The sequence below is a fragment of the Desulfovibrio cuneatus DSM 11391 genome (assembly GCF_000430005.1).
In the GTDB taxonomy this organism is placed as follows: Bacteria; Desulfobacterota; Desulfovibrionia; order Desulfovibrionales; family Desulfovibrionaceae; genus Frigididesulfovibrio; species Frigididesulfovibrio cuneatus.
Map to the genome: position 1 here is coordinate 13,520 of NZ_AUCY01000010.1, position 23,558 is coordinate 37,077.

At 54.7% G+C, this 23,558-nt stretch carries 17 protein-coding genes and 4 tRNA genes; 12 read left to right on the forward strand and 9 right to left on the reverse strand.

Annotated elements, in window-relative coordinates:
- Position 1: 1 nt before the first annotated feature.
- The 4 genes from G497_RS0100955 to G497_RS0100970 all read left to right on the forward strand — a co-directional run bounded on the left by G497_RS0100955 (position 2) and on the right by G497_RS0100970 (position 4,476).
- The gene (locus tag G497_RS0100955) at positions 2 to 523 is read left to right on the forward strand and encodes a hypothetical protein (RefSeq protein ID WP_027186745.1); all 522 of its coding nucleotides are present in this window, start codon (positions 2 to 4) and stop codon (positions 521 to 523) included.
- Between the two features lie 240 nt (positions 524 to 763).
- Positions 764 to 1,780: an ABC transporter permease gene (locus tag G497_RS0100960; protein ID WP_034636043.1), complete on the forward strand. Its 1,017-nt coding sequence runs from the start codon at positions 764 to 766 to the stop codon at positions 1,778 to 1,780.
- Between the two features lie 3 nt (positions 1,781 to 1,783).
- A complete protein-coding gene (locus G497_RS0100965; RefSeq protein WP_051257695.1) occupies positions 1,784 to 2,614 on the forward strand; it encodes an ABC transporter permease in 831 nt (276 codons plus the stop codon).
- 269 nt (positions 2,615 to 2,883) lie between these two features.
- On the forward strand, positions 2,884 to 4,476 hold the full coding sequence (locus G497_RS0100970; protein ID WP_027186748.1) for a DNA repair protein RecN: 1,593 nt from the start codon (positions 2,884 to 2,886) through the stop codon (positions 4,474 to 4,476).
- Positions 4,477 to 4,805: 329 nt separating this feature from the next.
- On the opposite strand, the gene G497_RS0100975 is transcribed toward G497_RS0100970, so the two are convergent.
- Positions 4,806 to 6,752: an NFACT RNA binding domain-containing protein gene (locus tag G497_RS0100975; RefSeq protein WP_027186749.1), complete on the reverse strand. Its 1,947-nt coding sequence runs from the start codon at positions 6,750 to 6,752 to the stop codon at positions 4,806 to 4,808.
- 394 nt (positions 6,753 to 7,146) lie between these two features.
- Positions 7,147 to 7,509, reverse strand: coding sequence for an RNA polymerase-binding protein DksA (dksA, locus tag G497_RS0100980; protein WP_027186750.1), 363 nt, complete (start codon positions 7,507 to 7,509; stop codon positions 7,147 to 7,149).
- A 211-nt stretch (positions 7,510 to 7,720) separates the two neighbouring features.
- Here dksA and G497_RS0100990 point away from each other — a divergent pair.
- The 7 genes from G497_RS0100990 (at position 7,721) to G497_RS0101020 (ending at position 11,856) form a co-directional block, all read left to right on the forward strand.
- Positions 7,721 to 7,795: transfer RNA gene (locus G497_RS0100990), tRNA-Gly, on the forward strand.
- 59 nt (positions 7,796 to 7,854) lie between these two features.
- Positions 7,855 to 7,928, forward strand: a tRNA-Cys gene (locus tag G497_RS0100995).
- 4 nt (positions 7,929 to 7,932) lie between these two features.
- Positions 7,933 to 8,007: transfer RNA gene (locus G497_RS0101000), tRNA-Gly, on the forward strand.
- A 25-nt stretch (positions 8,008 to 8,032) separates the two neighbouring features.
- Positions 8,033 to 8,107 (forward strand) — tRNA-Gly (locus G497_RS0101005).
- A 406-nt stretch (positions 8,108 to 8,513) separates the two neighbouring features.
- Complete coding sequence (locus tag G497_RS16045) at positions 8,514 to 9,680, forward strand: ketoacyl-ACP synthase III (RefSeq protein ID WP_051257696.1); 1,167 nt, start codon at positions 8,514 to 8,516, stop codon at positions 9,678 to 9,680.
- A 12-nt stretch (positions 9,681 to 9,692) separates the two neighbouring features.
- Positions 9,693 to 11,477: a GNAT family N-acetyltransferase gene (locus tag G497_RS18790; protein WP_051257697.1), complete on the forward strand. Its 1,785-nt coding sequence runs from the start codon at positions 9,693 to 9,695 to the stop codon at positions 11,475 to 11,477.
- An 85-nt stretch (positions 11,478 to 11,562) separates the two neighbouring features.
- Positions 11,563 to 11,856 carry a hypothetical protein gene (locus G497_RS0101020; RefSeq protein ID WP_156907866.1) on the forward strand — a complete coding sequence of 98 codons (294 nt, stop codon included), beginning with the start codon at positions 11,563 to 11,565 and terminating at the stop codon, positions 11,854 to 11,856.
- 307 nt (positions 11,857 to 12,163) lie between these two features.
- Here G497_RS0101020 and G497_RS16055 read toward each other — a convergent pair whose 3' ends face one another.
- The 5 genes from G497_RS16055 to G497_RS0101045 form a co-directional block, all read right to left on the reverse strand.
- Positions 12,164 to 13,765, reverse strand: a complete 1,602-nt coding sequence (locus G497_RS16055) for an HAD-IIIC family phosphatase (protein ID WP_051257698.1) — start codon at positions 13,763 to 13,765, stop codon at positions 12,164 to 12,166.
- A gap of 6 nt (positions 13,766 to 13,771) precedes the next feature.
- Positions 13,772 to 14,851: a 3-oxoacyl-ACP synthase III family protein gene (locus tag G497_RS0101030; protein WP_027186752.1), complete on the reverse strand. Its 1,080-nt coding sequence runs from the start codon at positions 14,849 to 14,851 to the stop codon at positions 13,772 to 13,774.
- Between the two features lie 25 nt (positions 14,852 to 14,876).
- Positions 14,877 to 15,305: a VOC family protein gene (locus G497_RS16060; RefSeq protein ID WP_051257699.1), complete on the reverse strand. Its 429-nt coding sequence runs from the start codon at positions 15,303 to 15,305 to the stop codon at positions 14,877 to 14,879.
- Positions 15,298 to 15,534, reverse strand: a complete 237-nt coding sequence (locus tag G497_RS0101040; protein ID WP_051257700.1) for an acyl carrier protein — start codon at positions 15,532 to 15,534, stop codon at positions 15,298 to 15,300. Before G497_RS0101040 ends, G497_RS16060 begins: the two co-directional genes overlap by 8 nt.
- A gap of 181 nt (positions 15,535 to 15,715) precedes the next feature.
- Positions 15,716 to 20,305: a hypothetical protein gene (locus G497_RS0101045; protein WP_027186754.1), complete on the reverse strand. Its 4,590-nt coding sequence runs from the start codon at positions 20,303 to 20,305 to the stop codon at positions 15,716 to 15,718.
- 486 nt (positions 20,306 to 20,791) lie between these two features.
- On the opposite strand from G497_RS0101045, the gene G497_RS16065 reads away from it, so the two are divergent.
- Positions 20,792 to 21,970 carry a lipid A deacylase LpxR family protein gene (locus tag G497_RS16065; protein ID WP_051257701.1) on the forward strand — a complete coding sequence of 393 codons (1,179 nt, stop codon included), beginning with the start codon at positions 20,792 to 20,794 and terminating at the stop codon, positions 21,968 to 21,970.
- A gap of 119 nt (positions 21,971 to 22,089) precedes the next feature.
- On the opposite strand, the gene G497_RS0101055 is transcribed toward G497_RS16065, so the two are convergent.
- Both G497_RS0101055 and G497_RS0101060 read right to left on the reverse strand, forming a co-directional pair.
- Positions 22,090 to 22,419 carry a DMT family transporter gene (locus G497_RS0101055; protein ID WP_027186755.1) on the reverse strand — a complete coding sequence of 110 codons (330 nt, stop codon included), beginning with the start codon at positions 22,417 to 22,419 and terminating at the stop codon, positions 22,090 to 22,092.
- Between the two features lie 112 nt (positions 22,420 to 22,531).
- On the reverse strand, positions 22,532 to 23,557 hold the full coding sequence (locus G497_RS0101060; protein WP_245576329.1) for a tyrosine recombinase XerC: 1,026 nt from the start codon (positions 23,555 to 23,557) through the stop codon (positions 22,532 to 22,534).
- Between the last annotated feature and the right edge of the window lies 1 nt (position 23,558).

A 23,558-nucleotide genomic window follows, 5' to 3' on the forward strand; every position in this document is an offset into this window, starting at 1 on the left:
CATGAACGATACTCCCTACCTTGGTGAATCCACAGACCTTGTCCTTGGCCAGGAATTTTTAACATGGTTGTGGTACGCAAGTGCCACAGGCACCATTTTTAACGACAAATCAGGCCGCCCCTTTACCGTGAGCATGGAACAGCGCATTGTGGTGCAAGGCGGCACCGGCGAATCTATGGAAACTGCCAGCGTTTCCGGCATTGATTCTGAACTGCGTGAAGCCCGCATGGGCATTAGCAGGGGCAAAAAAGTAACCCGCGCCCTGCTACGCCTGGAACGCGACCCCGATGTTTGGCAGGTTTCCCTGAAAGCCGCCGACTTTGGCATTAGCGGCCTGAAGCCCCCCAAAATTGAACGCGAAAGCGACGACGACAGCGACGCCCTTATTCTGGAAAAAATGTACCTCATCGAGTCATGCCTGGAATTGCTGGACGCTATGTACAAGCACTTTCTGGAAAAGCGCTTTGGCCCCGCATGGCAGGAAGAAGTCAGTAATCTCCGCGAATGGACGAGCCGCGCATAGAAAACGCTCAGTGTTATTAGGGGACGCTGTCCCCCATACCCCCTGCAAGGGGCGTGACGCCCCTTGACCCCCATTTACATTTACTTACCCGCAAGGCGGGAAAGTAAATGCTGATGAGGGTTCCAAGGGCATCATGCCCTTGGCGGAGGGGGTTTGGGGAGGCAGAGCCTCCCCAAATAAAATGGGTCATATCAATTCATTGCCCTAACCACCAGCCTGCATAACATCCCTGAAAAACCCATGAAGCACTCCCCAGCGCCCCCATCTCCTTATGAGGTTATTGCCAAAAAAGTTGCATGGATGCTTATTGTTTTCATGGGCATCACCCTCATCAGCTTCATGGTTATTCACCTTGCCCCCGGTTCCCCCACCGACCTGCAAACCACCATGAACCCCCTGGCGGATGCAGACGCACGTAAGCGCCTTGAAGCCTTCTACGGGCTGGACAAACCCCTGCTGCAACAATACTGGGAATGGCTACTGCGCCTGGTGCAACTGGATTTTGGCAACTCCATGGGCAGCGACGCCCGCCCTGTACTGGAAAAAATTGCAGAACGCATGCCCCTGACCATTTGGATGAACGTGGCAGGCCTTGTGCTTACCCTGGTCATTGCCATTCCCCTTGGGGTGGTGGCGGCATGGCGCAAGGGCGGCTGGTTCGACAACCTCACCACCGTGCTGGTGTTTGTGGGCTTTGCCATGCCGGGGTTCTGGATGGCCCTGCTGCTTATGTCTTATTTTTCCATCACCTTGCATTGGCTCCCTCTTTCCGGGGTGACCTCGCTGGAATTTGCCACACTCAGCCCCTGGGGCCAGGCCCTGAATGTGGCCAAGCATTTGGCCATGCCCCTGTTTATTATTGTGTTTGGCAGCCTTGCGGGCATGTCGCGGTTTATGCGCGCTTCCATGTTGGAAGTACTGCGCCAAGATTTTATTGTCACCGCAAGGGCCAAAGGCCTGCCGGAGCGGGTTGTGCTGTTTCGCCATGCCCTGCGCAACGCGCTGCTGCCCGTCATCACCTTGCTGGGGCTTTCCGTGCCGGGGCTTATTGGCGGTAGTGTTATTATTGAATCCATATTTTCCCTACCGGGCATGGGCCAATTATTTTACGGGGCCGTTATGGCCCGCGACTACCCCCTGATTATGGGCAACCTTGTGCTGGGCGCTGTGCTCACCCTTATGGGCAACACCCTTGCCGACCTGTGCTACAGCCTTGCGGACCCGCGCATTCGGGTGCATACCCGGAAGGGGGCCTAACCCATGCAACGTATACTGTACTGGCTAAAAGGGCGTGAACTGCTCCTGCTGGGGGGATTTCTGGTGGGCACCGTGACCATTGCGGCCCTGCTGGCCCCGTGGCTTGCCCCTTACGACCCCCTGGCCCAAAACCTGGACGCCATGTACAATGCCCCCAGCTTCCTGCACTGGCTTGGTACAGACGGCTATGGCCGCGACGTGCTGAGCCGTATGCTTTACGGGGCGCGTGTTTCCTTATGGGTGGGCTTTGTTTCTGTGGGTATTTCCGCCAGCATTGGGGCCACCCTTGGCCTGTGCGCCGGGTATTTTCGTGGCCTTGTGGATGAATGCATCATGCGTTTTGTGGACATTATGCTGTGCTTCCCCTCCTTTTTCCTGATTCTGGCGGTTATTGCATTTTTAGACGCCAACCTCCTGAACATTATGGTCATTATTGGCCTGACTTCCTGGATGGGCGTTGCCCGCCTTGTGCGGGCGGAAGCCATGAGCCTGCGGGAGAGGGAATTCATTAGTGCGGCGCGCCTTGCCGGGGCTTCCACCATGCGCATTCTGTTTCGTCATATTCTTCCCAACGCTCTTGGCCCGGTTATGGTTTCGGCTACATTGGGCATTGCCGGGGCCATTCTTACGGAATCATCCCTTTCCTTTCTGGGTATTGGGGTGCAGCACCCCCTGCCAAGCTGGGGCAATATTTTACTGGAAGGCAAAGAGTCGCTGGAATTTGCGTGGTGGCTTTCCTTTTTCCCTGGCTTTGCCATTTTACTCACCGTGCTAGGCTACTATCTGCTGGGGGAAAATTTACGTGAGTTTCTCGACCCGCGCACCCAACGCTAGGGAAACACTGATTTATTCCGTTTGGCTACGGTACTCGTGTTTTTTGAAGCGGGGCAAGACCGAAGAGTTGACTCGGCCCGTCCTGGGCCTCAGCCTTCGGCTCCCGCCCTGCGGGCAGTTCCCAATTCCGCTTTCCTGCGGAATTGTCAGCACCCGCCTCAAAAACCACTTGTGCCTTGCCAAACGAAAAAACTCAGCGTTTCCCAAATACGATATTATGACAGAATTGTTCACATTTCCCGCTACGGGAATATGAAGGATAAAGAATCATGCTTGAGCTACTACGTATACACGACCTTGCGCTGATTGAAGACATGGAAATGGAGTTTACCCAGGGCATGAACGTGCTCACGGGGGAAACGGGCGCAGGCAAAAGCTTTATCCTGAAAGCGCTGAACTTTGTTACCGGGGAAAAAATGACCACGGAAAACGTGCGCCCCGGCAAAGAAAAAGCCGTAGTGGAAGGCCTTTTTCACGTTAATGATGAACAGTATATTTTACGCCGCGAACTGGCAGCAGAAACGGGCCGCAGCCGTTTTTACTGTAACGACCGTTTAGCCTCGCAAGATACCGTAGGGGAACTGAAGCCTTCGCTTATTGTCCACACCAGCCAGCACGGCCAGCAAAAACTGCTACAACCTGCTTTTCAGGCCCGTATGCTGGACGACTTTCTGGAAGACCCCACCCTGCCGGAAGAAAAAGACCGCCTGCTGGCCGCCCTTACCGAGTGCCAGGCTAGACGAAAAGCCCTGGAAGCCCAGATGAAAGCCCTGGAAGACAAGCGCGATATTCTGGAATTTCAGGCCGCAGAAATAGCCAAGGTAGCCCCAAAGGCAGGGGAAGAGGAAGAGTTGGAACGCCAGCGCGACACCCTGCGCAACCAGTCTGGCATACGCGACAGCGCCATGCAAGGGCTGGAAGCCCTGCGCGGCGGTAGCGACGGCCCCGGTATGCTGCACTACATGGCGGGCCTGGAACGCGCCGCCACGGCCCTGGGCAAGCACCTGGAAGACTATGCCGACCTGCCCGGCACCCTTATTGAAGTGACGGAAAGCCTGAAAGAAGTGGAAAACCGCCTGAGCACCGCAGCCCGCCACAGTGCCCCGGTGCTGGACAACGAGCAAATCGAGTCGCGCCTGTACGCCCTGGCCCAGCTCAAGCGCAAATTAAAGCGCCCCCTGGATGCCATTTTGCACCTGAGCAAGGAAATTGAAGACAATCTCTCCTTTCTGGACTCCTGCGGCATTGACCGGAAAAATCTGGAAAAAGAAGAAGAGGCCCAGTGCGACGCCCTTGCCGCCCTGCTCCTTCGCCTGAACAAGGCACGGGAAGCTGCCGCAGGGGAGCTTGCAGAAAAGCTGCAACGGGAACTGCGCCAGCTTGGTTTTTCCGAACACGTGCGGGTGCGTTTTGCCTTCACCCCCCACCCCTTGCACCCCCAGCGCGAAGACTGCGTGGAAATGCGGGCCCGCCTGTTATGGCAGCCCAACCCTGGGCAGGCTGAACAACCTCTGGAGCGCATTGCCTCTGGCGGGGAACTTTCCCGCTTTTTGCTGGCCTTTGTTTCCCTCATGAGCAAAACAGGCAGGGAAACCCCCACCCTGATTTTTGACGAAGTGGACGCAGGCGTGGGCGGCATAACCCTGAACCGGGTGGCAGAAGCCCTGGAAACCCTGGCCGCCTCCCGCCAGATGATTCTTATTACCCACTGGCCCCAGCTTGCTAAACGGGCACAACGCCATTTTGTTATTAGCAAAACGGTGCGCGGCAATGAAACCTTTACCACCTGCCACCGCCTTGCCACCCCGCAGCAGGTAGAAGAGGAATTAGCCCGTATGGCAGGCGACGAAGGCAAGTTGTAGTTAACGAGTATTGCAGAATGAATTTAATTGACTTGAATTGGGGGACGCTGTCCCCCAGCCCCCTGCAAGGGACGTGACGCCCCTTGACCCCCATTTGCGTTCAGCTTTTCGCGTAGCGAAAAACTGAACGCTGATGGGGGGATCCAAGGGCATCATGCCCCTAAAGCTGACGGCAGTCGCGAGCATAGCGAGCCGTGGAGCGAGGGCGGAGGGTGCGGGCAGCTTTGCTGACCCGCACATCTCCACGAAGCCCAAGCGAAGAACGATGGGGCTTGGGGAGGCAGAGCCTCCCCAAGTAAAATGCAATAAATTCAGATATACAATAATCCCTAGTCATCTAATAACGCGGCAAGCGTTGCCTCCAGTGTTGCATCCAGGGCCACCACCATACTGCGCAGGGTTTTGTCCACATGCACAGCGCCGGTGGCAGAGCCTTTGGGGGAACGCACATGCCGCAGTTCCGCCACCATAATATCAGCCTTGGCGTCTTCGCTTTGCCAGCTTTTCAGCCCCACCAGCACTGCCGCTTCTTGCAGGGTGGTTTCCGGCAGTTCCTCGCCGCTATGTTTGCGCCGGATAATGGCGTGGGCGCTTGGCCCGCCCTGGCTATGCAGCCAGTAGTCATATGGTTGCCCGAGTTTGAGCAACCGCTGGTTGCCCTGTGCATTTTTTCCCCGCAAAATAGCGTAGCCGTCACTGGAAACAAAGCAGGCCACGTGCTTTTCCTGCAAGGCATCACGCAGGCCATGGGCTGTGGGCCGCATGGCCTTGCCAGCATCCTGCCCTGCCATTTTTGTTGCTTGCTGCAAAGCATTGCCTGGCCCAAAAGCACCCTTTGCCGCAGGGGTTGCCCCCTTCTTTCCCGGCCCCGGCCCCATAGCCACTGCCTCGCCGCGCAGGCGGGCCTCCAAAAACGCCAGCCCCCGCGCCCCACGGGCAGACTGCCGGAACATGTGGGCCATGTTTTCCCGCACTGTCAGTAGCGGGTTAAGGGCAATGGTGCGCTCTTCCATACATTCTTCTTGCACCATGGGCAACACCACAACCGCCTGCTTTTCTTCTGCCCCAAAGCGCCACAAATGCTCCTGCAAACACTTGGCAGTTTCCCGCAGGGCCAAAAGCCCTTCCAGCCGGGTGCGTTCTTCTTCCAGCCGGGTACGCAGGCGCGCCTCTTTTTTGGCCTGCTTCTTTCCCGGCTCTGCCTGCTGGCGTTCTTGCCGCTGTTCTATTGCCGCCAAAAAGGCCTGCTCTTCCACTGCACTGGCAAGGCTCAACATGGGGCACGGCACAAGGCCCCCCTCTTCTGCCAGCCGCCACAACCAGGGGCGCTTGCCTTCCTCGGCCCCATGGGAATCGTCTTGGCTTGCCTCGTCTGCACCGAAAGTGTCTTGGACATCATCAACTTCATGGGGGGAATGCTGCGACTGAAACAGGGCAGCAGCCAGAAAAGGCGCAGGCATTTCTTCCAGCTTGCGCCGGGCAGCCACGGCCGGGGGCAAGGGCCAGGCAGAATACAATTGCGGTACAAGGCCACCTTTACCATAATAAAACAGGGCGTCGCCTTCTGCTTCCAGGTCAATCATCAGGGCCTGGGCTTCCGGGCATTCCAGGGCAGCCAGAGTTTCCCGCAACAGTGGCGTCAGCAGGGAATACTGCTGCCACGGGCCGCTGTCTTCCGGCCCGTCTCGCCGCTTCTGTGAATTGTGGGGCAGCTCGCACAGGCCTGCCACCACCTCTGCCGGGGGCCACAGGGGTGGCTCTGCCATGCCCTCTGGCAAGGCCGGGGCAAGGCTAATGCCTTCGCGCAGGTCCAGCACCAGCCACAAGGGGCGCTCTGCTCCTGCATCAGCTCCTGTGGGTAATATAGCGGCTAGGGCAACGGGCGCTGCATAGTCACCTGCACCAGGGGTTGCCCCCTTGGCAGCCGTGCGGGCCTTGGTGCCTTCCACCACCTGCGCTGCTGCCCCCAGCACAGGCACTGCCAACCGCCGGGATGCAAAATGCGCCACCCCGCGCCCAAGGCGCTTGCCCCCAATGTATTTACGCAGGCACATCACATCGGCCCGCGGGGTTTGCGGGTTGGGCAGGGCCACATGGGTAACAAAAAAAGCCGGGTGCGCCGTGTGCGTGCTGCACACCAGCCGTACCTTGCGCGGCCCCATTTGCAAAAGCAGCACTATGGTGTGCGGCAAGGGGCCATACACCTTCATAACCCTGGCCCCTTCCAGAAAAGGCACCAGATCTGTACACAACACGCGAAAGCTGTGAGCGTCCACTGTTTTCCCCTTAAGCCATAATTTTTTACACGCCATACCATGCGGAAGCGCCGCCAAACAGAATAACTGGACCATGGCACATTGGAAACGCTCAGTTTTTTCGTTTGGCAAGGCATGAGCATTTTAAGAAGCAGGAGTGGACTCTTCCGTCCTCGACTGCCTCCCTAAAGCCGACGGCAGTCGCGAGCGTAGCGAGCCGTGGAGCGAGGGCGGAGGGAACAGACAGCTTTGCTGGCTGTTCATCTCAACGCAGCCCAAGCGGAAGAAAGTCGCCAAACGGAATAAATGAGCGTTTCCACAAAGTAAACAAAAAACGGCCCTAATGAAAGGGCCGTATTGGTTGCGGCAGGCGCTGACCTGAAACGGAAAGCCAAACCTGGCAATGGAAAGGCGGTTAATCGCCCCGTAAGTGTTCGTCTGCTTCTTGTTTGCTTTTGCAATTAATGCAAAGCTTTGTTACCGGGCGGGCATCCAACCGAGGAACCCCAATATCATCACCACACTCATCACAGATTCCAAAAACTCCGTCATCAAGTCTTTGTAATGCTGCACGGATCTTTTTAATCAGCTTGCGCTCTCTGTCGCGAATTCGTAATGTGAACGCGCGGTCAGACTCAACGGTCGCCCTATCTGCGGGGTCAGCGCAGATTTCATTGTTGTCCGTCATGTCTTCAAGGGTCAGTTCCCCTTGTTTAAGAGCTTCTTCAAGCATTTGATTCAAAAGGGCCCGAAAATGTTCCAAATCCTTTTGTTCCATAACGTAACTCCTTGTGCAGTCGCATGCTCCCCTATAATTCAAGCAACACAATGTATTCGCGAAGCGCATAGTTGTAAAGCAAAAAAAGTAAAAAACCTTCTTCTACAATAAAGATGATTAAAATCACAATGAAATTACAGTTTTTACAAAAAAAGTGAAAATTCCTGCTTGACAAAACAGCGGTGTGTGAATTAAACCTCTCTCTCGTTGGGCGGGAGTAACTCAGTGGTAGAGTGCAACCTTGCCAAGGTTGAAGTCGCGGGTTCAAATCCCGTCTCCCGCTCCAATGAAACAAGCCAGACGCCTAACATAAAGCGTACCTGTGCACAAGCGCATCGTGTTTTTGGCGGCATGGCCAAGTGGTAAGGCAGAGGCCTGCAAAGCCTTTACCCCCAGTTCAAATCTGGGTGCCGCCTCCAGTAAGCGGGAGTAACTCAGTGGTAGAGTGCAACCTTGCCAAGGTTGAAGTCGCGGGTTCAAATCCCGTCTCCCGCTCCACTAAAAACATCCATGCACATTCACTGCGGGAATAACTCAGCGGTAGAGTGTCAGCTTCCCAAGCTGAAGGTCGCGAGTTCAAATCTCGTTTCCCGCTCCAGCAAATTGAACGACTTACAAGGAAAAACCTTGTAAGTCGTTTTTTGTTTTGCGACTTTTTTGCGACTAACGGTCGCAGAAATATTTTTCCCGCACCATTTTTCAAGCTCCTCCCTAACCCACCACAGGCCAGCCTCTACCCCAAGAGCCTGGCCTGTTCCGTTATCCTTTCCCCCTCCGCTACTCTGCCGTTTCCGGCTGCGCACGCGGGGCTGCCCTCCCCGCTGCCACGGCAATGCATAATCCTCCCTTGTCATTTCCATGAAGTATTTGTAAAATATCTTATAATAGTATATATTTCATCCCTCAACGCGCCCCTTCCTGCGGGAACTCCCCTTACCATTCATGGGGCCGTCTGGCAAAATCCACAACAATCACCCTGTCTGCACAATGCAAGAGGTGCCTGCATGGCCTTTTCACAATTCACCAATGTTTCGCTGGCAGCCGTTAGCGCCGTGGTTCCTGCCGAAAGCGTGGCCCTTGCCGACGAGCTGCAATATTACGAAGGCAGCCTGGAAAAGGCCCAGCGCCTTGCCACGCTAAGCGGCCTGAACATACGCCGCAAGGCCCTGCCAGGCGTTACAGCTTCCGACCTGTGCGTGCAGGCTGCCCAGCGCCTGCTGGCAGAAACGGGTGTGGACAAAAGTGAAATTGGGGCGCTTATTTTTGTCAGCCACAGCCCGGACTACCTGTTGCCTGCCTCTGCTGCCATACAGCAGCACATCCTTGGTCTTTCCCATGAATGCGCCACCATGGACATGAACGTGGGCTGTGCCGGGTGGGTAAAAGGCTTTTGGGTGGCATCCGGCCTTGTGGCTTCCCGCGCCTGTTCCAAGGTGCTGCTACTGGTGGGCGACACCCCCAACCGCTTCCTTGACCCTGCCAACCGCGTTACCTCCCCCGTGTTTGGCGACGCAGGCACAGCCGCCCTTATTACGTACGACGAATCTGCCGGGCCCATGAGCTTTTTGCTGGGCAGCAATGGCAGCAAGCATGAAGCGCTGGTTATTCCCGGCGGGGGCAGCCGCATTCCCCAGCGGGCAGACGAAACCCCGGCAGACGTATATAACCAGAAAGTAGCCGACCCCAAAGGCAACCCCTGGACACTGGGGGGCTACGGGCAAATATGGATGGATGGCATGGCCATTTATTCCTTCGGGGTGTCGGTTATTCCCCCGCACATTATGCGCCACCTGGAACTGACCCAAACCGGGCAGGAGCAGGTGAACAAGCTGCTGCTGCACCAGGCAAACCGGGTTATTATTGAGGCCATTGCCAAAAAAACTGGCCTGCCCCTGGAGAAAGTTCCCTACGAGACCCTGACCAAATACGGCAACCTTGGTTCTTCTTCCGTGCCTACGCTGATGTGCGAACACTTTTCCCCCACGGGCCTGGGAACAGACAGAAGTAAGGTACTGCTGTGCGGCTTTGGGGCCGGGCTGGCCTGGGCTTCCTGCTTGCTTTCCCTTGAAGGCACCCGCATTTTGCCTGTGCACGACTACATTGCCCCAGAGCACATTCCCACGCGGGAAGAGCATATTGCCCGTTGGCACAAAAAGTTTTCCGGCGAATAAAAGGACACCACCATGCCCCCAGCCCCATACCTGCCTGTTGACCCCATTCTGCTTTCCGGCCCTTCCATAACCCACAGGGAAATTGAGTGCGTTGCCGACGCCGCCGGCACGGGCTGGAACATGAATTGCGCCAGCTATATTCGTATTTTCCAGCAGCAGATGATTGGCTATTCCGGGCACAAGTATGCCTTCCCCACTTCCAGTTGCACCGGGGCCATGCACCTTGCCCTGCTGGCGCTGGGGGTTGGCCCTGGCGACGAAGTGCTGGTGCCGGAAATTGCCGATATGTCTGTTGCTGCCTGCGTTGTATACACCGGGGCAACGCCCGTGTTTTGCGATGTAGACCCGCACACCCTGTGCCTTAGCCCGGCTTCCGCCGCTGCCAACATTACCCCCCGCACCAAGGCCATGGTGCCTGTGCACATGTACGGGCAACCGTGCGACATGCAGGCCCTGCTCACCCTGGCCCAGCAGCACAAGTTGTTTGTTATTGAAAACGCCACCCATGGCCTGGGCAGCCAGTACCGGGGGCGGCGCGTGGGTTCCTTCGGACATTTTTCCGTGTTCAGCTTTAACGGCACAAAGGCTGTGGTGGCAGGGGAAGGCGGCATTCTGCTTTCATCCGACAAAGAACTGTTCAGGCGGGCCATGAAGCTGGGTTCACAGGGTCGCAACGAAAATAACCCGTTCCTTTACGACGCCATTGGCTATAACTACACCATGTCCAACTTGCAGGCTGCCATGGTTTCCGCCCAGTTGGAACGGTTGGGTGACCTTATGGCAAAAAAGCGGCAAATTTTTGGCTGGTACCATGAGCGCTTGCGGGGCGTGCCCGGCATTCGCCTGAACGCCCAGCGCCCGGACAGCAAAAACAGCTTCTGGATGACCACCCTGTTTTTTGACGATGCCAGCATGGTGCGCCACGACTTCATGAAGCGCCTTGGCATGAGCGGCGTTACGTGCCGCCCGGTGTTTTACCCCCTTTCTTCCATGCCCATGTTTACCAAGGCAGACAACCCCGTGGCCTACAGCGTGGCGTTGCGGGGTATTGTGCTGCCCTGCGGGCACAACCGCACGGAAGAAGAGGTGGAATACATTTGCGGGGTTATCAAATATTTACTGGCAAACAAAACAGCCCCCGTTGCCAACGTGCAGCCCACGGGCTGGCTGCACTACAAGGCAGAGGTGCTTGCCCTGTTCCACAAGGGAAAAACCGCCGGGCTTTCCTTGCCCTTTGAGCATGATGGAAAAGCCTGCGCCCTGCGGGCTGTTACCAAAAGCGACATTGAAAAGCCGGAAGTGCTTGCCCTGTTCAAAACATTGCGGGCAGACAACCCCCAGGCCTTTCTCAGCGATTTCCCCATAACCAACGAATCCATGACAGAAGCCCTGACCCAGTATGCCCACAAAACCCGCGACTTTATTCTGTTTCTTGTCATGTATGGTGATGCAATAATGGGCCACGTGGGGGTAAACGACTTTGCCTTCCAAAAGCATGAATGCGTTATTGACGGCCTGGTCATGCGCCCGGACGCGGTGAAGGGCCTTGGTGCTGCCGCGTGTGAAACACTGTTTGCCTGGGTGAAGGACACCCTTAAAATAACCCGCATTTACAACCACGTGGTGGGCAGCAACCACAAGGTACGACTGCTGGCAGCGGCACAGGGGTTCAAGGAAGTGAACAAAACCTCGCTGTATAAAACCGAAATAGGTGGCAATAGAGTTTACCGCCCCATGTACATTATGGGCCACGACAAGCCTGAGGAGTATTTTGTGTTTTCTGCCAAAGAGCTATAACAAATTTTCCATAAAGGGGCAGGCCCCCATACACAAAGAACAGCACGCTCATGCCAACGCCGCAACACAAGTACAGGAGAACACCATGCTCACACAAAATGATATCTACGCTCTTTTACAGGAAGCTCTGGACATAACCCAAAAAGGGGCCACAGTGGTCCATCCATTCAGCCCTTCCTTGCAGCTTTTAGGCCGGGAAGGCGTGCTGGATTCACTGGATGCCATGATTTTTCTGGATAACGTAGATGAACTGCTTAAAGCAAAAACAGGCAAAAACATTATGCTTATGGGCGAAGATGCCTTTGCCCGTGAAGATACACCCTTTGCCAGCATTGCCAGCCTTGCGGCGTACATCGAAGAGCTGCTGGCAAAGAATTAGGGGGACGCTGTCCCCCTACCCCCCTGCAAGGGACGTGACGCCCCTTGACCCCCATTTGCGATTACTTTTCCGCAAAGCGGGAAAGTAATCGCTGATGCGGGATCCAAGGGCATCATGTCCCTAAAACTGACGGCAGTCGCGAGCGGAGCGAGCCGTGGAGCGAGAGCGAGCCGTGGAGCGAGAGCGAGCCGTGGAGCGAGAGCGGCGGGTACGGGCAGCTATGCTGCCCGTACATCTCTACAAAGCCCGAGCGGAGAAAGTGATGGGTTTGGGGAGGCAAAGCCTCCCCAAGTAAAAATCAATAAAATTAAATAATACTTGTTTCCACCTGCACCGTTACTCCGGGCAGGGCCGCAGCAGGCAGGGCAGGCAGCACAACGGTGCCCTGTTCTTGCAACGGGGCCGGGGCCAGGGCTTGCAGCCAGGCAAGGCCCGGTGCATTACGCGGGCCTGTGCGGTAGAGAATGTGCACCGCCGGGCCAGCGTGCAGGCGTTCCCCTGCAAGAGCCAACATGTGCTTGAGCATACCGTCTTCAATGCCCCGGCCAAGCGCCCGGCAACTCACCACCACTTCATCAAGGCACAGGGCATTATCTGCCTTGCGCGCCAGTAATACCGCAATAAGGCCGCTGTCGGAAAGGGTATCCTTCATGGAAGCCGTAATGGCGCAGCATTGCCCCCCGGCAAGGGAGGCAGCCACTGCTGCCTGGCTGGGCCGGGCATAGGCCAGAATGAACTGGTTTGTTTTGTGCAGCAACTCCCCAATGCGGGCTGCATGGTGCGCTGGGTTTGCTTCAAGGTGCAGGGTAATGCCCAGCTCACGCAGGTATTCCTCGGCTGAAAGGCTCTGCTGCATGCGGCTGCGCTGGGCGTTGGCCTGAATGTCGGCGCTGCGCAGGGCATCTTCCGCAAGCACGGTGGTTTTACGCAGACCAGGGTAATAACGCAGGCCCGCAAGGGTTTCTTCCGGGGAGTCCGCCGCAAGCACGCGCACGGCAGGCAAGGTTCGGGCCACATGCAGGCGTTCACCAGGGTTGTCGTCCACAAACAGCATGGCATCCAGCCCAATGTTCATGGCAGTGGCAATGCTCTGAATATTGTCTGCCTTAGGCTGCCAGTTCACCCTGTGCACCGCAAAATCTTCCCAGCGCAGGGGGTAATCTTTGCGGGCGGCAAACAGGGCCTTCACGTCCTCTTCTTCATTTTTTGAAGCCAAGGCGAGCAAAAAGCCCTTGCGCGCCAATTCTGCCACAAAGGTTTGCAGCGCAATGTGGGGCTGCACCCCCTGTATGCCGTCTTCCCCCAGCACCCCTGCATGCAGGGTATTGTCCAAGTCCAAAACCAGGGCCTTTAAAGGTGGGAAAAGCAGAGCAGGAATACAGTGCGTGCCCAGTTCCCGCGCCAAAGCCAAGCAGGCGGCATTGGAAAGGCGCGTGCCGGTAAAGGGTTCAAGGCGGGCATCAAAGGCTTTTTCCCCAAGGGGTGCCAGCAGGGCATCGCATTCCATGTACAGCACATCTGGCAAGGCGGGCAACGGGGCACCAGCATTGGCCGCTGGCAGGCCACAACAGGCCACCAGCACAGGCGCAGGGCAGGCTTCCTTCAGGGCGGTAATACGGCTGGCAAGCCATGCCGGGAAATTGGGGGTGGTATAGCGAGTGGCATCCAACCACACCAGGTGCATGTCTACCTTGTTGGGCAGAACCGCGGCATTCAGGCTGTCGTCATACTCACTGTATAAAAAATCGGCCTGCACCCGTGAAAGACCAAGAAAGGCGTTGAGTACGGAAGCCACCAGTTCAAAGGAATGGTTACGGTGAACAGCAACGGCAAGGGTGCGCTCTGCTTGCACCGGGGGCAGGGCCAGCAAGAGCTCACGCCGAAGAGGTTCCTGAAACAGCACATTCATGGTGCATTATTCCTTTGTGCGGGTGAACACCTGCGGCGGCAAGCACACCACATTGTCCAGGGCCAGTTGGCAAGCACCCCAGGAAAGGCCAATACCAAATCCCTGCATAACAGCCTGCACGGTTTTTCCTTGCAGGGCTTCTGCCAGTGCCCCGCAAAGCACACCGGGAATGGAGGCAGAATTCTGGTTGCCATACCGGGGGAACAGGTCGGAAGGCACCTTGGCAGCGGGAATGCCTGCCTTTTGGGTAATGGTTTCCACAATATACCTGTTGGCCTGGTGCAGCAGGAAATAGTCAATGTCTGCTTGGGTTTTGCCGGAAAATTCCAGAATATTATGCAGCAGCAAGGGCTGTTCTGTCATGGTGAACTTGAAAATGCCAAAGCCGTCCATGACTATATCTTCCAGAGAACGGGCATTGCCGTCTTCCCCTGTTATAGCCTGCCGGGTTTGCGGGGTGGAAGGGGTGCGGCTGCCCCCTGCCGGAACATACATGGTTTCCAACTGGGCGCCCTCAGCCTGAAGGATGAAGTGCATTTTGGGGGCACCTGGGGCATATTCCACAATGGCGGCGCTGCCTGCATCGCCAAACAGGGGGGCCAGGGTGCGGTCTTGCGGGTTGGCCTGCTTGCTTAAGGTGTCGCCTGCCACCAGCAAAACCCGTTTTGCCCCGCCAGCCGCCACCATGCCTGCAAGCCACAAACCATACACAAAGCCGGAACACCCCATTTCCACATCAAGGGCCAGCGCTTCCTTGCCAAGCCCCAGCCGGGCATGCAGCACATGGGCGTTGCCGGGCATGCGGTAATCAGGCGTTTGGGTAACGGAAATAATGGCGCCAATTTGGGCAGGCCCCAGCCCCAGGGCATGCAGCAAGCGGGTGGCAGCCTGCCCGCATAAATCGCAGGTAGTGGTGCCTTCGCTTGCGGTATAGCGCGTGCCAAAACCAATCATTTTTTGCAGCCGGGCAAGCTGGGCCGTATCATGCCCGTAATACTGCGGCTCATTTTCAATGGTATGTATATTTTCACCCAGCACAAGGGAACACCCAGCAAGGCGTACATTTTCAAGAATAAACTGTGCCATGAATCACCCTATTCCCTTGGAAAAACTATATCTGTAACGGAACGACAGGCTCACCTGCGGCACATTCCACCAGTTCAACAAGCATCATGTTGGGCAGCATCACAAAACAGATGCGCTGAAAGTACACGGCAGCGGTTACAGGCACCACTACCCTTGCTCGCTGTTCGCGCACAAAGGTTTCCAGTACAGGCTCTATGGAATCCACAACGTAGGAAAAATGGTAAAACTTAATCCCATTCTTCAGGCAGGAATCCAGTGGGCCGGTGCTTTCCGTATTTTCCAGCAACTCAAGCAGTGGCTGGTTTGGGGCTGCTATGAACACCCCCCGTATTTTTTGGCCTGGGTCAACAAAGGCTTGGGAACATTTTTTATAGCCAAGGGCCTCAAACACAGGCAATTCCTTGGCAATGCTGCGGGTAGCAACGCCAATGTGGTGCAGCTTCAGATTATGCATGGGCCAGCTCTTGCAATTTTGCCACCAACAGGGCTTGCGTGGTAAGGGCGGGAATATCCTGCGGGGCAAACGAAACCTGAAAATGCTCTTCCAGGGTCATAATAATTTCAATGTGTTTCATGGAATCCCAGGCAGGGCAGGTTGCCATGCACATATTGCTTTCCGGCACAACAGCCTGACCAAGCAGCAGGGAAAGCAGCCTGGCCACTTCAGTTTCAATGTGTTGCATAGCACTCCTTTCACATGGCTGAGCGGAATAAAAAGAACTTGGGAAGGCCCCATGCTACCGTTCACCAGAAAAAGGCGCAAGAGGCCAAAATCATTTTACCACAAAATGCAACATGCCCCGCAGCCTCTTTGCAAAGGGTGCGGGGCACATATTTACACTGTGTGTGTTGAAGCTGTTGCGATTATGAAGAGGACGTTACCAACTGCACATACAGGTTGTGCAGTTCAGAATTTTCATTCTGGTACACGGTGTAGTCCACCCCGTTAATATTTTCGGTTTGCTCTGTGGCAGACCAGCCCGAGTTTTCCAGGTTCAGGGTATCGTTATTGTCTGCGCGCAGGATAACGTTGGTGCCGTCATGGCCGCCTTCGCGCAGGGAACCGATGAACGAGTTCAAGCCATCCAGGTTGATGCTCTCGTCATTGCCGTCTGCCATATCCAGCAGCACGTTTTCAATGCCTTTCACATACCCGTTGTCCACAGCGCTTGCCAGGGAATGCAGTGGGTCTGTATCACCATCAAAGCGCACGTACAGCACGTCGTTGGCGTGGCGTGTCCCGTCCAGGGCAAAGGAGTCGGTAATAACCGAAGCATCATTCACCATGGTCAGGTCTACATCAGAACCGAAGAACTGCACGTCCATGCCGCCTCGCTGGTGCAGCAGGTCTGTCAGCCAGGAAACGTCATTGGGGTTATCTACACCCTGCACAATCATGCCTTCGCAGTGCAGTTTTTCCATGGTGCCTTCATGGCTCAGCCAATCTTTGTACCATTCCTGGAAGGTGGCGGCATCCGGCGCTTTCAGAATAAGCAGGTCGTGCCCTTCGCCACCATCAATATTGATGTTGTTGTAGCCACCAGCAAGGTAGGGCTGCATTTTTCCGTTGAGCATAATGGCATCATTGTCGGAACCTGCGTCAATATTTACCCCACTTGCGTATTTTCCGGTTTCAATACCACCGGAAATGGAAATCATGTCACTCCCCCACCCGGTAGTAATGTTGACCTGTCCGCCAAGTTTCACGTCAATGCCACCGTTAATAACCAGGGAATCGTTCCCAAAATGATCCTCTACACGGTTATAACCGTTGCTAAAAGAATTGGACTCATAGCTATAGTCATAGCCAGCCTTGTCTGTGTGAATTTCAAAGTTGCTATATACCGGAGAGTCGATATCTCCTCCCCTGGAAGAAAGACCATGCTCAATGGTGACAGAGTCGTCCCCACCCCCACCGTAAATAGTGAAGATGCCACCTTTACCCAAGGTAACGGCTCCATCAATGGTAATGGTATCTGCCCCTTGTCCCGTGTTCAACGTAACATGCGAGGGAGAGGTGTAGGTACCAACAGAAGGGTCATACACCCAATTCAGGTCGCCTACATGCACGTCCCCATTCAGGACAATGCTATCGCCAAATTTTTTGCCCAAAGAAGAACCACTGGAGTATACATTCGCCTGTCCTTCATTGCTTTGAATAACAACATTCCCACCTTTCAACGCTTCAATGGCAATGCCGCGCAACTGTTCCGCCCCATTGGTAATGGTGCAGTTAATCACCACTGTCATGGCATTGGTAGTACTTCCCTGCTGGTAGCCATCCGCATCATATTCCGGCGTTCTGGTGGATTCTATTTTCACCAGGCCGTAATTATCTGCATGTATGCCCACACTGCTATTGGGGTCATCCACAGAAATGGTCAGGTCGGAGGTATTAAGTGAAACAACGCCGCCCTTCCAACTGCCCGAACTATAGTTGGGGTCAATTATGGAAGAAGCCATTATGCCGTAACTGGCAGAATTGGGGTTGGTGGCATCGCCTTTTGCTTCAATCTCCATATTTTTCGCCCAAATATCCACGCGCGATTCGCGGGAAACCTGGTTGCCAGTTTCGTCAAGCAAATTATGCCCAACGGCCTGTATGCCAGTATTGGTTCCTGCACCCTGGGCAGAAAGTTTGAGCGACTCTATGGACTCTGGAGCATAATAATCACCCATGTTTTTACTATACAAAGTATGTGCTCGTGCCGGGGCGTCTCCAATAATCTTGATAGAAGCACCACCCTCGGCTGAAATGGCTGTAGCTGTGCTTGTACCCTGCTGGGCCATTTCCGGGGTGCTTTCCACTTTGGCGGCAATTTCCACCTCTGGCGCGTCCATGCGCAACACCATGTTATAATTATAGTTAGACATTGACCCATTGGTAGAATCAAAAAATTCATGGGAAACTGCGGCAATACCAGTGGCTGCTGTTACCCCGCCGTTGTGGTGGGCAGTCACATCAATGGATATTTTTTCATCCGCAGTCATGGCGAACTGGGTTTTGCTCAAATCATTAACCCGAATACCGGTAATCTCGTTGTTTGCCACAGTGGCATCCATACCTGCTTCACCTTTCAGGGTAATGTTTTCCCCAATCATGGTGCTGAACCGAGCCTTATCCATGCTGTATGGCTTGCTCAATGGGTTAAAGTTGATAACAGAAAGATTTTCACCATTGGCCCTTACACTCAGGTCAATATCCCCTTCTGCCTTCACATTCAGTTTACCAAAACCCACTTCCACAGCAGAAATGTTACCGGTAGAAGCACCAGATTCTTTGACTGTGCTTACCGAAACATTACCACCAGAGGTAATATTCACATCACCAAAAAACAGTTTAATACCTGCGGCTTCACCGGCATATTCCTGACCGGCTTGACCATCCAGGTTCACGTTCACGGCAACATCACCTGCTGCATCTACATTCACGATGCTTTGGTCATAGCCAGGAGCAGGCTGCCAGGTGACAGGGTCATATGGCCCGTTTTCGTCAACGGTATCGTTGCGGAACTGGTCTGCCAACCCGTTAATATAGTCCCCGCGCTCAAACTTATTCAGGTTCGAAAAATTGGGCAGGTCGTTGGCACCCAGGCCATAGCCGGAGTAGATGCCATACACCCCTGCCGTGTTCAAATTATCGCCCGTGGTGCTGTTGGTGGTGGTAATGGTAATGTTGCTGCCAGCCTCTATGTCCACATGCCCACGTTCCGTGGCAGCCACAGCGGCATAGGCATTGCCTGAATGGTCTGTTGCAGTATCTCCGGCAACATCCACGCTCACGTTCACATTTTCTTTCGCCGTCAGTGTGGTTTGGGAATTTTTCTCCACCGTCAAGTTAGGCCAGGAGTTAGGGTCATAGCTTGTCGCTGCCCCGTCGCTGCGCACACCAGTCACTGTGGCAGTTGCCCCGGCACCTGCGCCTGCGGCAGCAGCGGAAACGGTAATATTATCGGCAGTAACAGTATTGGTAGCCCCTTGCCCGGCATAGGTGCCGCTGACATAGCCTGCGTTATCACCGCTCAGCGCTGGGGCCACGTTGCCCCCGGCGTGCAGCAGAACATCGCCGCCGCCTTCTGCCACGGTAAGGGTATTGGTTGCGTCCTTGCCGGAGGCCCCCATGGCTGTCATCACAGTGGCTTCATACTTCAATTCACTCTGGTCGTAGCTACCCCAATAATTTTGTTCAGTAATCGGGGCACCGTGGAACACGGTGAATAGCCCCTTGTCTTCATTGCTTATAGCAAGGGAACCACCATTCAGCAGGTTGCCAAGGTCAAGGTTCAGGGTGTTAGTGGCAGCATCGGCCCCTTGGGCCAGCAGGGAACTGTCTGTCAGTTGCAAATGAATTTTGCCGAGTTCGGCGGTGTCAGCTTCGGCCACATGGGTAAGTACGGCACCCGCTTCGGCACTGCCAGTCATATGTTCATGAATAACACCAGCCCATACGTTTTGTGTATAGGTAGGGTTCTGGGCAGGGGCTTCTTCCCAAACAACACCTTCACCCCATACGATATCAGCAGGGGTCACATCGCGCCATTCGGCGTCTTTCAATTCATCCGGTGTAGAAGTAACCTGCACCACATAGCTTTTGTCGCCAATAATAACGGTGAAGTTTTCCAGCGTGCCCACCCCGGCAGCGGGATCTTTCAGGGAAAATTCAATAACCCCTGTTTTGGGGTCATACTGCCATGTGTAGTTGCTGTTTTCCGGGGAAAACACGGTAATGCCAGCAGGTTGGGTAATGCCAAAGGCTTGCCCAAGGTTCACGGAAACCACCGGATTGTCCACACCGTCTGCTTCCAGCAGGGCCGCACGGGCAAATTGCGTGGGCCGGGTAATTCCAGCCACAGGGTCAACTGGGTCTACAGGGTCTACAGGGTCTACAGGGTCTACAGGGTCTACAGGGTCTACAGGAGGCGCAGGGGGAGTAAAGGGAGCCGCCGGGGAAGTGGCAGCACCTGCTGTTGCCGCTGCCTGCAGGGAAGGCGTAGAAAGAACATCTCCACTTGTACGCTGGGCATTGGAAAACTGGTCAGAACCGAGGGTGCCCAGCTTGTCTACGCCGGTAACGCTCATGGCATCCACTGAGGCCATTTCATTCAACCCGCTACTATTTGTAGTGGCATCAGGCCCGGCAGCGGTGGAAACATCAAGGGAAGGGTCCATAGCAGCCAGAAAGTCTGCACTGGCCACCTGTGTTCCATCTTCTAGCTGCAGGGTAGGCAACGCACTGCCCTCCTCTTCAACCACAAAGAAGTTTTTCAGCTCTACCCTGGCCCCATCGTCCAGCAGAATAACAAGGTCAGGGCTTAACTTCCCGTTGTTGGCAACAGGCCGTTCAAAATTTGCCGTGCGCAAGTCAAAGGCAAACTCAAGGGTTTGCTCCGGAACAACGGGAATAGAGATATTTTTTTGTGAAGTAGAAGGTGCTGCAATACGTTGTGTAGCCATCTGGGTGCCTCCCATTAAAGTACCTACCGCAGGCCAAAAAGCAAAATCGCTTTTATGAGAAGAAACCTGCAATGAATTTTTCGACTTCATAGAACCATAACATTTTTTTAAAAGCAGTCAATATTTTTTTGTACATGTTATGACCACAATAACACGACAAATTCACTGCACAGATAAACAAAATTGAATATTGTCTAAGTAAAACAGAACCATAGAAGACAAGTACAAAACAAATACTGATGCAAAAATACAACACAAAAAACAACACACAACCGCATGCAACGTATAGAGTTGTATTCGATGCAATACAGTCCGCATACACAAAAGCAATATGCCCCGCCACGAACGTGTTTTCCTTACAGGAAAAGGAGTTGCCCAAACCATGCAGAAAGAGTATGTCTCAGGCACACCGTTGTATGCTAGATGACGATTGGGCTGGTGTTCAGGGCGTACACTGGCCAGCCTGTTTGCCCTAAGGATAACTGCATGAACCCACTGAACACTATACGCCTATATTTGGGTACATTACTATGCTGCGTTGCCATTTGGCCGGCTTTTGCCGCCAAGGCCACCCCTGCCCCAACAACCGGGGCAACGCACACACCTGAAGCCTACCAAAGTATGCATACGCACAATGCCACCCAAAGCCAGAATGCCCCGGGGTTCCCCCATGAACAAAATACTCCCCCGGCCGAAAGCGGCCCTTCCATTGCCACTGTGGTTGTGTACTTTGAAAATGACCTTTTTTACAACACAGACAAATACTATACCAACGCCGTGCAGGTTCGGGCCATTTCCCCGCCCTTGCGTTCCCTGGCAGACAACAAGATTTTTGGAGACGCTGTAGATGACCTACTGAAACAGGCCGAACTTATGCAGGACAAAACCCTGCAATACAACGTTTCCTTGGGGTTTGGGCAACAAATTTATACGCCCAAGAATACAGATTCACGGGAACTGCAAGAAAATGACAGGCCCTATGCCGGGTATATGTACGGACTTGTGGCCCTACACGCCAAGCAGCAACACATGATGGACACGGCAGAACTGGCCTTTGGTATGGTAGGCCCCAGCGCTTTGGGAAAAACAGCCCAAAATGGCGTGCACCGCGTGCGCGACCTGCCCCTTGCCAACGGCTGGAAGCACCAGCTACGCGACGAACCCACCCTTATGGCTACCTGGACCCGTAACTACCGCCTGAACACGGAAGCTGTGAACACGGGCTGGGCCTGGGACATACTTCCCTACCACAGCCTTACAGCAGGTAACGTGCTGACGCAGGCTGCCCTGGGCACCGAACTGCGCTGGGGCTGGAACCTTCCCGGCAGTTTTGCCACCTCGCAAATTCGCCCCGGTTCCGGCATTGACGCGCCCACCACAGGCCTGCTTACCCCCAAGGTGGCAGGGGCCCCCACTTGGGGCTGGTATATGTTTGGTGGCTCGGAAGGCAAGGCCGTGGCCCACAATATTTTTCTGGACGGCAACACCTGGAAAAACAGCCACAGCATAGACAAACGCCCCCTGGTGAGCGACCTGAACTTGGGCATGGCTGTTATTTATGAAGGCATGCGTTTTGCTTACAACCACGTTTACCGCACCAAAGAATTTTATGGGCAGAAAGACGGGCAAAACTTTGGCTCCATGACCATGGGCATTCCTTTTTAAAGAAGGCGGCAATACCAATTCCGCCAAACAACAGAGCGGGGCAAGGCAGAAAAAATGCCCTGCCCCGCTCTTGGCGTTCAGTAAAATAATGCAGCCAATCGGAATAACTCAACGCTTCCCTATGTGCTGATGGTCTTGGAGAACAGGTTAATAACCAGCACACCCGCCAGAATAAGCGCAAGACCAATAATAGCAGGGATATCGAGTATTTGTTTAAACACTACCCAGCCAAACACTGCAATAACCACCATGCCAATGCCAGACCAAATAGCATAGGCAATGCCCACGGGAATCATCTTCAGGGCAAAGGAAAGCAGGTAAAAAGCCAGGGAGTAGCCGGCCACCACCACAAGGCTGGGGCCAAGGCGGGTAAAGCCTTCACACAGGCGCAAGGAAAGCGTGGCAGCTACCTCGCACAAAATGGCTCCCACAAGAAGCAAATACGCCATACCAAGAGTCATACAGTTCCCTTGCTCTTCGTTGCAGCTGGTACGAAGAGTCTTCTCTGCTTGTAGTTATTATCTCCCCCTGGAAACAACACTGCTCCCAAGGGCCACTTCCTCATTCTTTCTCTGATTTTGGGTGGGCCTTGGCATATACTTGCATGAGGTGGGCCAGGCTCACGTGGGTATAGCGCTGGGTAGTGGCAATGCGGGCATGGCCCAACAGCTCCTGCACGCTGCGCAGGTCTGCCCCTGCCTCAAGCAGGTGGGTGGCAAAAGAATGGCGCAACGCATGGGGAGAAACCACCGCAGGCAAACCTGCCTGCTGGCACAAGCGCTCAATAATACGCTGGGCTTCACGCCGTTGTAAGGCAGCGCCCCGCGCCCCCACAAACAGGGCTAGTTCACCCTGGCTGGCCACCTGGGGCCGCAGGCCAAGCCAGCGTTCCAGGGCTAAAACCGATTCTTCAGTAAGCGGAGCAAGGCGCTCCTTGCCCCCTTTCCCCAGCACGCGCACATGCCCTGTGTGGCCTGCCACCCTTCGAAAAGAAAGGGCCAGGGCCTCGCTAATACGCAAGCCCGAACCATACAGCAATTCTGCAAGGCAAATATCGCGCGACCACAACGCAGCTTCCTTGGAAATTCCTGGGGCTGAAGAGTTCATACAAGAGCTTTCCTCTCCAGAAACACCTTTGGCCGTAACGTTTCCTGCTCTCCCTGTATGAACTGCCGCACTTGGCCCAGCCCCTTCCAGCAAGGCAAATGCCTGGTCTACATTCAAGAACACCGGGTGGCGCTTTTCTGTTTTGGGGTTGCCAATGCCTTCAGTGGGCATGCTTGTTACCTTGCCAAGGCGCAGGCAAAAACGAAAAAACGAGCGCAACGCCGAAAGCTTGCGTCCAACGGAAGTTTTTTTTACCCCAAGGCGGTGCAGTTCCGCCAGAAAGCGCTGCACATGGCGTTTTTCCACCCCTTCCGGCGTGGCAAGGCTGGCCCCAATTCCCTCAATGAACGCTCCAAACTGGGCAAGGTCGCGCTGGTAAGCTTCCAGCGTAGCCAAAGAATACCCCTTTTCAAATTCCAGATGTGCCAAAAAAAGGGCCAAAGGCTGGGGCATTGCAGCAAAAGACGTAGTATTTGCCATG

Coding starts and splice junctions, on each gene's coding strand:
- G497_RS0100955 (WP_027186745.1), top strand. CDS start 2: ATGAACGATACTCCCTACCTTGGTGAATCCACAGACCTTGTCCTTGGC.
- G497_RS0100960 (WP_034636043.1), top strand. CDS start 764: ATGAAGCACTCCCCAGCGCCCCCATCTCCTTATGAGGTTATTGCCAAA.
- G497_RS0100965 (WP_051257695.1), top strand. CDS start 1,784: ATGCAACGTATACTGTACTGGCTAAAAGGGCGTGAACTGCTCCTGCTG.
- G497_RS0100970 (WP_027186748.1), top strand. CDS start 2,884: ATGCTTGAGCTACTACGTATACACGACCTTGCGCTGATTGAAGACATG.
- dksA (WP_027186750.1), bottom strand. CDS start 7,509: ATGGAACAAAAGGATTTGGAACATTTTCGGGCCCTTTTGAATCAAATG.
- G497_RS16045 (WP_051257696.1), top strand. CDS start 8,514: ATGGCCTTTTCACAATTCACCAATGTTTCGCTGGCAGCCGTTAGCGCC.
- G497_RS18790 (WP_051257697.1), top strand. CDS start 9,693: ATGCCCCCAGCCCCATACCTGCCTGTTGACCCCATTCTGCTTTCCGGC.
- G497_RS0101020 (WP_156907866.1), top strand. CDS start 11,563: ATGCTCACACAAAATGATATCTACGCTCTTTTACAGGAAGCTCTGGAC.
- G497_RS16055 (WP_051257698.1), bottom strand. CDS start 13,765: ATGAATGTGCTGTTTCAGGAACCTCTTCGGCGTGAGCTCTTGCTGGCC.
- G497_RS0101030 (WP_027186752.1), bottom strand. CDS start 14,851: ATGGCACAGTTTATTCTTGAAAATGTACGCCTTGCTGGGTGTTCCCTT.
- G497_RS16060 (WP_051257699.1), bottom strand. CDS start 15,305: ATGCATAATCTGAAGCTGCACCACATTGGCGTTGCTACCCGCAGCATT.
- G497_RS0101040 (WP_051257700.1), bottom strand. CDS start 15,534: ATGCAACACATTGAAACTGAAGTGGCCAGGCTGCTTTCCCTGCTGCTT.
- G497_RS0101045 (WP_027186754.1), bottom strand. CDS start 20,305: ATGGCTACACAACGTATTGCAGCACCTTCTACTTCACAAAAAAATATC.
- G497_RS16065 (WP_051257701.1), top strand. CDS start 20,792: ATGAACCCACTGAACACTATACGCCTATATTTGGGTACATTACTATGC.
- G497_RS0101055 (WP_027186755.1), bottom strand. CDS start 22,419: ATGGCGTATTTGCTTCTTGTGGGAGCCATTTTGTGCGAGGTAGCTGCC.
- G497_RS0101060 (WP_245576329.1), bottom strand. CDS start 23,557: ATGGCAAATACTACGTCTTTTGCTGCAATGCCCCAGCCTTTGGCCCTT.